We start from the raw sequence: 12,512 nt of genomic DNA, 5'->3' as shown, positions 1-12,512 counted from the left end.
CAGTGTCTACTTCTGGCGCTTGTAGAAGGGGAGCGCCACGACCTCGTACGGCTCGTGGCTGCCCCGGATGTCCACGCCGACACCCTCGGTGCCCGGCGTCGCGTGCGCCGCGTCGACGTACGCCATCGCGATCGGCCTGCCCAGGGTGGGGGAGGGGGCCCCGGAGGTGACCTCGCCGATCACCGCGCCACCCGCGACGACGGGGTATCCGGCGCGCGGCACCCGGCGGCCCTCGGCGACCAGGCCGACGAGCACCCGCGGCGGGTTCTGCTCGGCCCCGGCGGCCGCCCCGGCCAGCGCCTCGCGGCCCACGAAGTCGCCCTCCTTCTCGAACTTCACCACTCGGCCGAGCCCGGCGTCGAAGGGCGTCAGGGAGGTGGTCAGCTCGTGTCCGTACAGCGGCATGCCCGCCTCGAGGCGCAGCGTGTCCCGGCAGGACAGGCCGCACGGCACCAGACCGGCGGCCTCGCCCGCCGCGGTCAGCGCCTGCCACAGCTCCACGGCGTGCTCCGGCTTCACGAACAGCTCGAAGCCGTCCTCGCCGGTGTAGCCCGTGCGCGCGATCAGCGCGGGGACGCCGGCCACCGTGCCGGGCAGGCCCGCGTAGTACTTCAGGCCGTCGAGGTCGGCGTCGGTCAGCGACTTCAGGATGCCGGGGGACTCGGGGCCCTGGACCGCGAGCAGCGCGTAGGCGTCCCGGTCGTCGCGCACCTCGGCGTCGAAGCCCGCGGCACGCTCGGTCAGCGCGTCCAGCACCACCTGGGCGTTGGAGGCGTTGGCGACGACCATGTACTCGTGTTCGGCCAGGCGGTAGACGATCAGGTCGTCCAGGATGCCGCCGTCGGCCCGGCAGATCATGGTGTACCGGGCGCGGCCGACACCGACGGAGGCGATGTTGCCCACCAGGGCGAAGTTCAGCAGGCCGGCCGCCTGCGGCCCGGTCACGGTGATCTCGCCCATGTGGGAGAGGTCGAAGAGACCGGCCTTGGTCCGCACGGCGAGGTGCTCGTCGCGCTCGGATCCGTAGCGCAGCGGCATGTCCCAGCCGGCGAAGTCGGTCATCGTCGCGCCGAGCGAGCGGTGCAGGGCGTCGAGCGCGGTACGGCGCGGTCCGGAGGGTTCGGTACTGCTCATCGGTCGGTCGTCTCCCAGGGCAGGTATGACAGGCGAGGAACGTTCCTCCCCATCTGTCATCGGAACCTGAGAGGTTCGCCGTGATCCTCGCGAGGAGTGGTCACGGCTTGCACCTTGGGTGGAGCCACTGTCGCAGCGGCCCGCTTTTCAGATGTGCCTCGCCCGCGCGGTAACGGGGCCTGAGAGATTCAAGGGAGGGACTTGCTCCTTCGGCGTCCCAGCGGAGCTGGCTGGGAACTCTCCCGCGCGGATTCAAGCGGCCGGTATGCAGTTGGCGCGCACATCATTGCACGCCGCGCCCCGCCCCGTCAGGGCCCGCATCCGTAACCGGGCCGTGGCGGAACGCGCATCCGACCCCTGGACCAGCGCATTACCTCCTCTTTACATTCGGTGGGCAAAGAGTGTTCCGAGTCCACAAGGGGAGGACGATGACGGTGAACAGGACCACGGCCTACGCCGCCACCACCGGTCTCGCGGTGCCGAAGCAGCCCTTTGCCCCGGCCCGCGAGCGCTGCGCCGAGCGTCCCGCCCCGGTCGTCCGCGACCTGCGCGAGCGCGCCGGGCGCAGCCCGCACGACCTGGTCTTCGGTCCTCGCGACCTGGTGGTGGTCACCGGGCTGCCCGGCAGCGGCAAGTCCACCCTGATGCACCGGGCCGTCCCCGGCCGCCGCGTCGACTCCCAGGACACCCGCGACCGCTGGGACGCCCGCGCGCCCCGCTTCCTCCCGTACGCGCTGTACCGCCCCCTGGTCCGGCTCGCCCACTACGCCGGACTGCGCCGCGCCCTCGCCACCGGCGAGGGCGTCGTCGTGCACGACTGCGGCACCCAGGCCTGGGTGCGCGGCTGGCTGGCCCGCGCGGCCCGGCGCCGCGGCGGCACCCTGCACCTGCTCCTGCTCGACGTCACCGCCGCGACCGCCCGCGCGGGCCAGCGCGAGCGCGGCCGCGGCGTCTCCCGCTACGCCTTCCGCCGCCACCGCCGTTCGGCGGCCCGGCTGCTGCGCGCCGCCGAGCGGGGAGAGCCGCCCGCCGGCTGCGGTTCGGCGGTGCTGCTGGACCGGGACGCCGCGGACGTGCTGCGCCGCATCGGCTTCGCCGGCCGATCCGGCTGAGCGCCGTCACGACCACCCGCTAGCCTTTTGGACCACAGCAGTGGTTCCCAGCAGGCGGCAGGCAGATGGACTTCTCGGCGGCGGACCTTCCCGCGGACTTCCCGGCACAGACACACCCCCACCCGCACGGCGGTTGGCCCGGCAACGAACTGGAGGAGGTGCTCTCGGCCTCCCTCGGCATACCCGGCGCGGGCGGCCGGATCGCCGAGGTGCTGGGCCGCAGCCTGCTGTGGATACCGCTGCCCAACGGCGGCGGCCCGCACAGCGGCCCGCTGGACCTGCCCACGACGGAGATCGAGGGCCAGGTGTACGTCCCGGTCTTCAGCTCCGAGGAACAGCTCCGCCTGGCCGCCGGCTCCCACATGTCGTACACCGTCGCCCCGGCGGTGGAGTTCGCCCGCGGCCTGCCCCCGCAGGCGGGCATCCTGGTGAACCCCGACGGGGTGGTCGGGCTGCCGCTGCCGCCCGAGGCGGTGGCCGAACTCTGCCGCACCGGCCACACCCCGCTCGACGGCCCCGCCACCGGCGGCCGGGTCCGTCTCTTCGAGCCCGACTGGCAGGACGACCCGGTCGACTTCCTCTCCGCCGCCTCGGCCGAGTTCGCCGGCACCGGCGTGGTGGTCACGGCCCGACGCTGCCTCGCCGCCGTCGAGACGGCGGACCCGGTGATGTTCGTGGGTGTGGAGCTCTCCCAGCGGGAGGGCGACCTGCGGGCCCTTCCCCTGGAGGCCCTCGGCCGCGCCCTGGGCAGGGCCCCGGTCGCATGGCAGGTCAGCCTCGTTCTCCTGGACGTCACGGACGACCCGGTGGCCACCTGGCTCAAATCCAACGTCCGCCCCTTCTACCAGTACGGCCACTGACCGGCCGGCCCCGGCGGCGCGGGGCGGTACCGGCGAGCGGCGGCGCCGCGGGGCACGACCGGGCACGGACCACCCGTCCCCGCGCACGAACACAGGGCCCCGGGCCATGGGGCGCTTAAGCTGTCCCTGAACACGGGGCGAGAATCGAAGGGGCGGTAGGACAGGTGAGCGCGAGCCCAAGCGGCAGCGTCGAGAACATGCTGCGCCAGGTCACCCCCGGCCGCTACGACGCCTACGAGGCACTGCTGCGGGCCCTCGCCACCCCTTCCTCCGGCCAGATCTGGATGCTGCTGTGGCACGGCCAGGCCGGCTCCGCGGACGCCCAGTACGGGAACATGGAGGTCGACGGCTCCGGCTACGCCCCCTGTGTGACCTCCGCGCAGGAACTCTCGGCGAGTGGCTGGAACCGCTCCTACGAGGTCGTCGACGCACTCGACGTGGCCCGCACCCTGTACCCCGACCACTACGGCCTCTGGCTCAACCCGCACGCCCCGGGCGGCGGCGTCGGCATCCCCTGGCTGGACCTGCGCCGCATCGCCACCGGTCTGGACCGCCAGCCCGCCGGTCCTCTGCGGCTCTCCGAACCCGGCATCGACGTCGCCCAGTTCTACGCCCTGCTCGTGCAGAACGCCCACCGCACCCCGGCCCTGCGCTCGCTGCGCCGCGCCTGGGTGCAGCCGGCGCTCGGCGCGCCGTACCTCGCCATCGGCCTGGACGTGTACGACACCTCGCCCGCCGCCGTCGACTCGGTGCGCGCGATGATGCAGCAGTCCGTCGGCGCGGTGCCGGAGGGGCTGCCGGTGTCGACGGTCGCGATGACCGACGACTACGACCCGGTGGTGCTGTGGATGCGGGCCAACGCCCGCCCGTTCTACGATCGCGACGCGCACGCGGCCGTGCCCCAGCCCCAGCCGCACGGCCCGCCGCAGCCCCAGGCGCCGGCCCCACGTTACGGCTACCCGCCGGTCCGCGGGGGCTTCTGAACAACCGGGCGACGGCGTCCGCCACTTGGACGGTGGTGGAGAAATCGTACGCGAGGTGGACTTCTCCGCGCGTAGAAGAACGGTGATTCGCCCGATTGGAGCGTAATCCCCGTTCCACCCCAAGTGTCCTCCGTCCGGTGGCCGTTACCCCGTGATCGGATAACGGAATCCCCTGGACTGCATCACGGTTGCGCATACATTCCCCGTCAGCTCTGGCGGGTGATCGCGGAGAAGCTGAAGACTCGCGATTCAGACGTGAGGTCGAACCTCGCGATCGAGGCAAGTCGACAAAGCCGCAAACCGCGGCAGGCGCAGGCCGGTCACCACCGGCGAGAGGGGTCGGGTCACTGTGACCGCACCGATCGAGACCACCGGGGCGGCAGCCGAGGCACAGCCGGAAGCTGTGCTCGAGGGTGCCGATAAGGGGCGGATCGAGGGTCGTTCCCTTGGGCAGATCGCCTGGTCGAGATTCAAGAAGGACAAGGTCGCCGTGACGGGTGGCGTCATCGTCGTCCTGCTCATCGCGCTGGCCGTCCTCTCCCGGCCCCTGCAGGCCCTGTTCGGGCTCGACCCCAACGCCTTCCACCAGGATCTGATCACCCCCGACACCTCGCTGCCCAAGGGCAGTTGGGGCGGCATGAGCGCGGACCACCCGCTCGGTGTGGACCCGAAGTTCGGCCGGGACATCGCCACCCGTGTGCTGGAGGGCTCCTGGGTGTCGCTCGTGGTCGCCTTCGGCGCCACGGTCCTGTCCAACGTGATCGGCGCCATCATGGGCGTCGTCGCCGGTTACTACGGCGGCCGGGTCGACAACATCATCAGCCGCCTGATGGACACCTTCCTCGCCTTCCCCCTCCTGCTGTTCGCCATCGCGATCTCCGCCACACTGCAGGGCGGCGCGTTCGGCCTCAACGGGCTCCCGCTCCACCTGAGCGTGCTGATCTTCGTCATCGGCTTCTTCAACTGGCCCTACCTGGGCCGGATCGTGCGCGGCCAGACCCTCGCCCTGCGTGAGCGCGAGTTCGTGGACGCCTCCCGCGGCATGGGCGCCAAGGGCCCGTACATCCTGTTCCGGGAGCTGATGCCGAACCTGGTCGGCCCGATCATCGTCTACTCGACGCTGCTCATCCCGACCAACATCCTCTTCGAGGCGTCCCTGAGCTTCCTCGGTGTCGGCATCCAGCCGCCGCAGGCCTCCTGGGGCGGCATGCTCCGCGAAGCGGTCACCTACTACCAGGTCGATCCCGAGTTCATGATCGTGCCCGGTCTCGCCATCTTCGTGACCGTCCTGGCGTTCAATCTGCTGGGCGACGGTCTCCGCGACGCTCTCGACCCGCGCAGCCGCTGAGGCCCGCGACCACCCGAGAGCCCGAAAAGTTTCCGACAATGGAGGGGAAAGCACCCATCATGCGAAGGTCAGCGCTGGCCGCTATCGCGGCCATCGGCTCCGCCAGCCTGCTCGTTGCAGGTTGCAGCAAGGCCGATGACAACAAGGACAACAACGGCTCGTCCGCCGGGGCCAACGCCGCGACCAAGGGTGTGGTCAACGCTTCCGACAAGAAGGGCGGCACGGTCACCTACGAGCTGTCCGACGTGCCGGACTCCTTCGACCCCGGCAACACGTACTACGCGTACATGTACAACCTCAGCCGGCTCTACGCGCGCCCGCTGATGACGTTCCAGCCCGGCGCCGGCGAGAAGGGCAACACCCTCGTCCCGGACCTCGCCGCGAGCAAGGGCGTCCCGAGCGACGGCGGCAAGACCTGGACGTACAAGCTGCGTTCGGGCCTGAAGTACGAGGACGGCTCGCCGATCACCTCGAAGGACGTCAAGTACGCCGTCGAGCGCTCCAACTTCGCGCGTGACGTGCTCTCCCTCGGCCCGAACTACTTCCAGCAGTTCATGGCGAAGGGCGACAAGTACAAGGGCCCCTACAAGGACAAGAGCGGCAAGGGCCTGTCCTCCATCGAGACGCCGGACGACACCACCATCGTCTTCCACCTGAACCAGGCGTTCCAGGAGTTCGACTACCTCGTCGCCGCCCCGCAGACGGCGCCGGTGCCCCAGTCCAAGGACAAGGGCGTCGACTACGTCAAGCACATCGTCTCCTCGGGCTCGTACAAGTTCCAGAGCTACGAGGACGGCAAGCAGGCCGTGCTCGTGCGCAACGAGAACTGGGACCCGAAGACGGACCCGCTGCGCAAGCAGCTCCCCGAGAAGATCGTCGTCAAGCTGAAGGTCAACCCGGAGACCATCGACCAGGACGTCATGGCCGGAGACGCCATCGACCTGGCCGGTGCCGGTGTCCAGGCCTCCACGCAGGCCAAGGTGCTCACCGACACCGCGAAGAAGGCCGGCACGGACAACACCTACGGTGGCCGTCTCGTCTACATGGCGATCAACACCAAGGTGAAGCCGTTCGACAAGGTCGAGTGCCGCAAGGCCGTGCAGTACGCGATCGACAAGGTCTCGGTGCAGACCGCCGAGGGCGGCCCGATCCGCGGCGACATCGCCTCCACCGTGCTGCCCCCGGACATCCCGGGCTACGAGAAGTCCGACGTCTACGCGACCTCCGGCAACAAGGGTGACGCGGCCAAGGCCAAGGAGCAGCTCAAGGCCTGCGGCAAGTCGTCGATCAGCACCAACATCTCGGCCCGCTCGGACCGTCCGCAGGAGATCGACGCCGCCACGGCGATCATCAACTCGCTGAAGAAGGTCGGCATCAACGCCAGCCTGAAGCAGTACCCGTCCGGCAAGTACTTCACCGACTACGCCGGTGTCCCGAAGTTCACCGAGAAGCAGAACGTCGGCCTGATCATGATGCAGTGGGGTGCCGACTGGCCCTCCGGCTACGGCTTCCTGCAGCAGATCCTGAACGGCAAGGCGATCAGCCAGTCGGGCAACACCAACCTGTCGCAGTACGACAACAAGGACGTCAACTCCCTGCTGGGCAAGGCGATCGGCACCCAGGACAACGCCGAGCGCAACAGCCTGTACACGCAGATCGACAAGAAGACCATGGACGACGCCGTCCTCGTCCCGCTGACCTACTTCAAGGTCCTGCTGGCCCGCCCGCAGAACTACACCAACCTGGTTTCCACGGCGGCCTTCAGCGGTCAGTACGACTACCTCAACATCGGCGTCGCGTCGAAGTAGCAGCCCCGGAAGGCAGGTGAAGGCATTGGTGCCCGCGGGCTTCGCGGCCCGCGGGCACCAGCGCCGGTCCCCGTGATCTCGTACATCCTCCGCCGGACGTTCGCGGCAGTGATCCTGCTGCTGGTCGTCTCCGCGGTCACCTTCGCCATCTTCTTCCTGCTGCCACGGCTTGCCGGCCAGACAGCGGACCAGTTGGCGCAGCAGTACATCGGCAAGAGCCCGTCGAAGGCGGACATCGCCGCTGTCAAGCACAACCTCGGTCTGGACCAGCCTGTCTACGTCCAGTACTGGCACTTCATCAAGGGGATCGTGGCCGGCGCCACCTACGACCTCGGCCCCACCACGGTGCACTGCGACGCACCCTGCTTCGGTTACTCCTTCAAGAACCACCAGGCGGTGTGGCCGGAGCTCACCTCCCGCATCCCGATCACCCTGTCGCTGGCCGTGGGTGCCGCCGTGCTGTGGCTGGTGTCCGGTGTCGTGGCCGGTGTCATCTCGGCGCTGAAGCCGCGTTCGTTCCTCGACCGGACCTTCATGGGCATCGCGCTCACCGGCGTCTCGCTGCCCATGTTCTTCACGGGCAACCTGGCCATCCTGCTCTTCACCTATCAGGTGCCGATCTTCGGCCGCACCTACGTCCCGCTCACCGAGAACCCTGCCGAGTGGGCCAACACCCTGTTTCCGGCCTGGTGTTCGCTCGCCCTGCTGTACTCCGCCATCTACGCGCGGCTGACCCGCTCGGGCATGCTCGAGACGATGAACGAGGACTTCATCCGCACGGCCCGGGCCAAGGGCCTGCGGGAGCGCACCGTCGTCACCCGGCACGGACTGCGCGCCGCCCTGACCCCGATCATCACGGTCTTCGGCATGGACCTCGGTCTGCTGCTCGGCGGCGCCGTGATCACGGAGTCGGTGTTCTCCCTGCCCGGCGTCGGCCAGTACGCGGTGCAGGGCATCACCGACAACGACCTGCCGAAGATCCTCGGCGTGACACTGCTCGCCGCCTTCTTCGTCGTCTTCGCAAATCTCCTGGTGGACGTGCTCTACGCCGCCGCCGACCCGCGGGTGAGGCTCTCGTGACCGAACTCTCCAAGACCGGCGCCGCCGTGGGCGAGCCCACCTCCGCGTCCCAGCCCCCCAAGGCATTCCTCGAGGTCCGCGACCTCAAGGTGCACTTCCCGACCGACGACGGCCTGGTCAAGTCCGTCGACGGGCTCAGCTTCTCGCTGGAGAAGGGCCGCACCCTCGCCGTCGTCGGTGAGTCCGGCTCCGGCAAGTCGGTCACCTCGCAGGCCATCATGGGCCTGCACCGGCTCGGCACCCGCGGCAAGAACGTGCGGATGACCGGCGAGATCTGGCTGGACGGCAAGGAACTGATCTCCGCCGCTCCGGGCGAGGTGCGCAAGCTCCGCGGCCGCGAGATGGCGATGATCTTCCAGGACCCGCTGTCCGCGATGCACCCGTACTACAAGGTCGGCGACCAGATCGTCGAGGCGTACCGGGTCCACCACGACGTCAGCAAGAAGGTCGCCCGCAAGCGGGCCATCGAGATGCTGGACCGGGTCGGCATCCCCGAGCCGGCCAAGCGCGTCGACGGCTACCCGCACGAGTTCTCCGGCGGTATGCGCCAGCGCGCCATGATCGCCATGGCCCTGGTCAACAACCCCGAGCTGCTCATCGCGGACGAGCCGACCACCGCGCTGGACGTCACCGTCCAGGCGCAGATCCTCGACCTGATCCGTGACCTGCAGAAGGAGTTCGGCTCCGCGGTCATCATGATCACCCACGACCTCGGTGTGGTCGCCGAGATCGCGGACGACGTCCTGGTGATGTACGGCGGCCGGTGCGTCGAGCGCGGCCGGGCCGACGAGGTCTTCGAGAAGCCGCAGCACCCCTACACCTGGGGCCTGCTCGGCTCGATGCCCCGCATCGACCGCGACACCTCCGAACGGCTCATCCCGGTCAAGGGCCAGCCGCCGAGCCTCATCAACGTCCCCTCGGGCTGCGCCTTCCACCCGCGCTGCCCGTACGCGGACATCCCCAAGGGGAACGTCACCCGCACGGTGCGCCCCGAGCTGGAGCAGGTGAGCACCGGGCACTGGTCCGCGTGCCACCTCCCGGCCGAGGACCGTGAGCGGATCTGGACCGAAGAGATTGCGCCGAAGCTGTGAGTGAGACCAAGAAGACGGACGAGGCCGTGATCCCGCAGCAGGCGCAGGCCCCCGCGGGTGACTCGGCGGACCGTGAGGTGCTGCTCAGGGTCGAGGGCCTGAAGAAGCACTTCCCGATCAAGAAGGGCATTCTCCAGCGCCAGGTCGGTGCGGTGAAGGCCGTCGACGGGATCGACTTCGAGGTACGCAAGGGCGAGACCCTGGGCGTGGTGGGCGAGTCGGGGTGCGGCAAGTCGACGATGGGCCGGGTCATCACCCGGCTCCAGGACCCGACCGGCGGCACGATCACCTTCGACGGCCGGGACATCACGCGGCTGCGGACCGGGCAGATGCGCCCGCTGCGCCGCGACATCCAGATGATCTTCCAGGACCCTTACGGCTCCCTGAACCCCCGCCACACCATCGGCTCGATCGTCTCCGCGCCGTTCCGGCTGCAGGGCGTGGAGCCCGAGGGCGGGGTCAAGAAGGAGGTCCAGCGGCTGCTCGAGCTGGTCGGTCTGAGCCCCGAGCACTACAACCGCTACCCGCACGAGTTCTCCGGCGGCCAGCGCCAGCGCATCGGCATCGCCCGCGCGCTCGCGCTGAAGCCGAAGCTGGTCGTGGCGGACGAGCCGGTCTCCGCGCTGGACGTGTCGATCCAGGCGCAGGTCGTGAACCTCATGGACGACCTCCAGGAGGAACTCGGCCTCACCTACGTGATCATCGCGCACGACCTGTCGGTCGTCCGGCACGTCTCGGACCGGATCGCGGTGATGTACCTCGGCAAGATCGTCGAGCTGGCCGACCGCACCTCGCTGTACGAGGCGCCGATGCACCCGTACACCAAGGCGCTGATGTCAGCGGTGCCGGTGCCGGACACCAAGCGCAGGGGCCAGAAGAGCGAGCGCATCCTGCTCCGCGGTGACGTGCCCTCGCCCATCGCGCCGCCGCCCGGCTGCCGTTTCCACACCCGCTGCTGGAAGGCGACGGACATCTGCCGGACGACCGAGCCGCAGCTCCTGGAGCTCAGGCCCGGCCAGCGGGTCGCCTGCCACCACCCGGAGGACTTCGCCGACCAGGCGCCGCAGGACACGGTCCTGCTGTCGGCGGCGAAGGAGGCGTCGGAGCTGGTGTCGACGGGCGCGGCGGCGGAGCCGGCGGCTTCCGCCCGGACGGACACCGCCGAGGAGCCCGCCACCGAGGACGACGCGCAGGCGAAGCCCGCTGCCGACACCGCGGCGGAGCCCGGGGCGGATGCCGCGGAGAAGCCCGCTGCCGAAGCGGAGGAGACGGCCGGGGCGGCCGCCGCGGACGAGCCCGCGGCCGACGCGGCGGAGAAGCCCGCTGCCGACGCCGACGTGGCCGACGAGCCCGCGTCCGACGTGACCACCGGGACCGGGGCCGACGCCGACGCCGAGCCGGACGTGGCGAAGGAGTCGGCGGCGGCGGCCGAGGCCGCCGCCGGGGCCGGTGCCACGCAGACCGGGCCCGGTGCCAGGACCTCGACGGGCAGGGCCGGGTCCGAAGCCGCCGCTTCGGCCGAGGAGCCCGCCGCCGGCACCGACTCCCAGGAGTCAACCGGCAAGTAGCACATGACGGAACCGCAAAGTCATGTACATGCCTGAGCGGGAGAGTGCAGAGTCGTCCGTGTCCGACCACTGATCGGCACGCTCGAAGGGACGACCATGGCACTCTCCCGTTCGGCACGGTTAGGGACCCTCGCCACCGCGGCGGCCTCCTTCCTCCTCATCGCGGCGTCACCGGCCCCGACCGCCGGCGCGCCCGGCATCGGCGACGCCTACTTCCCCGGGCTCGGCAACGGCGGCTACGACGCCCGCCACTACGACCTGGACGTCGCCTACGCCCCCGGCACCGGCCGCCTGGACGGCCGGACCACCCTCACGGCACGCGCCACCCAGAACCTCGCCTCCTTCGACCTCGACCTCCAGCGGCTGGAGATCACCCGGGTCGAGGTCGACGGCAGAAGGGCGCGCTTCACCCGGGACGGCGACGAGGTCACCGTCACCCCGCGCCACACCCTGCGCAAGGGACGCCGGTTCACCGTCTCCGTCACCTACGGAGGCATCCCCGAACCACTCGGCGGCCCCATCGTCTTCGGTTCCGGCTACGGCTGGATGAAGACGCCGGACGGTGTCTTCGTCGCCTGCGAACCGAACGCCGCGTCCACCTGGTTCCCGTCCAGCGACCACCCTTCCGACAAGGCCACCTACGACATCCGGATCAAGGCGCCCAAGAGGCTGACCGGTGTCTCCAACGGGCGGCTCGTCTCCACCCGCGACCGGGGCGGTTCGACGTACACGCACTGGCGGGAGAGCCGGCCGATGGCCACGTACCTCGCGACCGCCACCATCGGCAGGTTCGACGTGCGGACCGGCCGCACCCCGGGCGGCATCCCCATCTACGTCGCCGTCGACCCCGCGCTGAAGAACGGCAACAACGTCGACGTCTACGCCGTCACCGCCGCCGCCACCGACTACTGGTCCGAGGTCTTCGGCCCGTACCCCTTCGAGGAGACCGGCGCCATCGTGGACGACATGCCCGAGGCCGGGTTCTCGCTCGAGGTGCAGAGCAAGCCCGCCTACTCGGCCGTGCGCAGCGAGTCGACCATCGTGCACGAACTGGCCCACCAGTGGTTCGGCGACTCGGTCAGCGTGGCGCGGTGGAAGGACATCTGGCTCAACGAGGGCTTCGCCACCTACGCCCAGTGGCTGTGGGCGGAGCACCAGGGCACCCGCTCGGCCCACGACTCCTTCCGCGCCGCCTACGACGCCCGCCCCGCCGACTCCGCCTTCTGGCAGATCAAGGTGGCCGACCCGCAGCGGGACACCATGTTCGCCTCCGCCGTCTACCAGCGCGGCGCGATGACCCTGCAGATGCTCCGCGAGCGGATCGGTGACCGGGCGTTCTTCGCATTGCTGCCCACCTGGACCCGGCTGCACCGGTACGGCAACGCGGAGACGGCCGACTTCGTCCGCCTGGCGGAGCGGATCAGCGGGCAGAAGCTGGACGATCTGTTCGGCCCCTGGCTGTATACGACAGGCAGGCCTATCATCTGACCTGCACTTGTAAGGCGTACGCTCTCTGTCGGGTAAGAAT

Annotated in this window: 10 protein-coding genes and 2 riboswitches; of the genes, 9 read left to right on the top strand and 1 reads right to left on the bottom strand. The window is 70.0% G+C overall.

What is annotated here, in order from left to right:
* Nucleotides 1–6: 6 nt before the first annotated feature.
* Complete coding sequence (gene gcvT / locus MXD57_RS15575) at nt 7–1,134, bottom strand: glycine cleavage system aminomethyltransferase GcvT (RefSeq protein ID WP_250402026.1); 1,128 nt, start codon at nt 1,132–1,134, stop codon at nt 7–9.
* A gap of 43 nt (nt 1,135–1,177) precedes the next feature.
* Nucleotides 1,178–1,291: riboswitch (glycine riboswitch) on the bottom strand.
* A riboswitch (glycine riboswitch) is annotated at nt 1,292–1,389 on the bottom strand.
* 179 nt (nt 1,390–1,568) lie between these two features.
* Here gcvT and MXD57_RS15570 point away from each other — a divergent pair.
* From MXD57_RS15570 to MXD57_RS15530, 9 genes are all read left to right on the top strand, one after another.
* Entirely contained in the window at nt 1,569–2,246 is a 678-nt protein-coding gene (locus MXD57_RS15570; RefSeq protein ID WP_250402055.1) for an AAA family ATPase, read from the top strand.
* 65 nt (nt 2,247–2,311) lie between these two features.
* The gene (locus MXD57_RS15565) at nt 2,312–3,106 is read left to right on the top strand and encodes an enhanced serine sensitivity protein SseB (protein WP_250402025.1); all 795 of its coding nucleotides are present in this window, start codon (nt 2,312–2,314) and stop codon (nt 3,104–3,106) included.
* A 197-nt stretch (nt 3,107–3,303) separates the two neighbouring features.
* Nucleotides 3,304–4,089 carry an enhanced serine sensitivity protein SseB C-terminal domain-containing protein gene (locus MXD57_RS15560; RefSeq protein WP_284505627.1) on the top strand — a complete coding sequence of 262 codons (786 nt, stop codon included), beginning with the start codon at nt 3,304–3,306 and terminating at the stop codon, nt 4,087–4,089.
* Nucleotides 4,090–4,438: 349 nt separating this feature from the next.
* Nucleotides 4,439–5,437: an ABC transporter permease gene (locus tag MXD57_RS15555; protein ID WP_250402023.1), complete on the top strand. Its 999-nt coding sequence runs from the start codon at nt 4,439–4,441 to the stop codon at nt 5,435–5,437.
* A gap of 59 nt (nt 5,438–5,496) precedes the next feature.
* Complete coding sequence (locus MXD57_RS15550) at nt 5,497–7,245, top strand: ABC transporter substrate-binding protein (protein ID WP_441350704.1); 1,749 nt, start codon at nt 5,497–5,499, stop codon at nt 7,243–7,245.
* Nucleotides 7,246–7,317: 72 nt separating this feature from the next.
* Nucleotides 7,318–8,325: an ABC transporter permease gene (locus MXD57_RS15545; protein WP_250402021.1), complete on the top strand. Its 1,008-nt coding sequence runs from the start codon at nt 7,318–7,320 to the stop codon at nt 8,323–8,325.
* Nucleotides 8,322–9,416 (top strand): ABC transporter ATP-binding protein, encoded by a 1,095-nt coding sequence (locus MXD57_RS15540; RefSeq protein WP_250402020.1) that lies wholly within the window; start codon nt 8,322–8,324, stop codon nt 9,414–9,416. The genes MXD57_RS15545 and MXD57_RS15540 overlap by 4 nt, the downstream gene beginning before the upstream one ends.
* Nucleotides 9,413–10,984, top strand: coding sequence for an ABC transporter ATP-binding protein (locus MXD57_RS15535; protein ID WP_374114699.1), 1,572 nt, complete (start codon nt 9,413–9,415; stop codon nt 10,982–10,984). The genes MXD57_RS15540 and MXD57_RS15535 overlap by 4 nt, the downstream gene beginning before the upstream one ends.
* 96 nt (nt 10,985–11,080) lie before the next feature.
* Complete coding sequence (locus MXD57_RS15530) at nt 11,081–12,472, top strand: M1 family metallopeptidase (protein WP_250402019.1); 1,392 nt, start codon at nt 11,081–11,083, stop codon at nt 12,470–12,472.
* The last annotated feature ends 40 nt before the right edge of the window (nt 12,473–12,512 follow it).

It is taken from the genome of Streptomyces cellostaticus, from assembly GCF_023630175.1.
Lineage (GTDB): Bacteria > Actinomycetota > Actinomycetes > Streptomycetales > Streptomycetaceae > Streptomyces > Streptomyces cellostaticus_A.
This window is presented reverse-complemented; position numbering and strand designations above follow the sequence as displayed.

Coding starts and splice junctions, on each gene's coding strand:
- MXD57_RS15530 (WP_250402019.1), top strand. CDS start 11,081: ATGGCACTCTCCCGTTCGGCACGGTTAGGGACCCTCGCCACCGCGGCG.
- MXD57_RS15550 (WP_441350704.1), top strand. CDS start 5,497: ATGCGAAGGTCAGCGCTGGCCGCTATCGCGGCCATCGGCTCCGCCAGC.
- MXD57_RS15560 (WP_284505627.1), top strand. CDS start 3,304: ATGCTGCGCCAGGTCACCCCCGGCCGCTACGACGCCTACGAGGCACTG.
- gcvT (WP_250402026.1), bottom strand. CDS start 1,134: ATGAGCAGTACCGAACCCTCCGGACCGCGCCGTACCGCGCTCGACGCC.
- MXD57_RS15565 (WP_250402025.1), top strand. CDS start 2,312: ATGGACTTCTCGGCGGCGGACCTTCCCGCGGACTTCCCGGCACAGACA.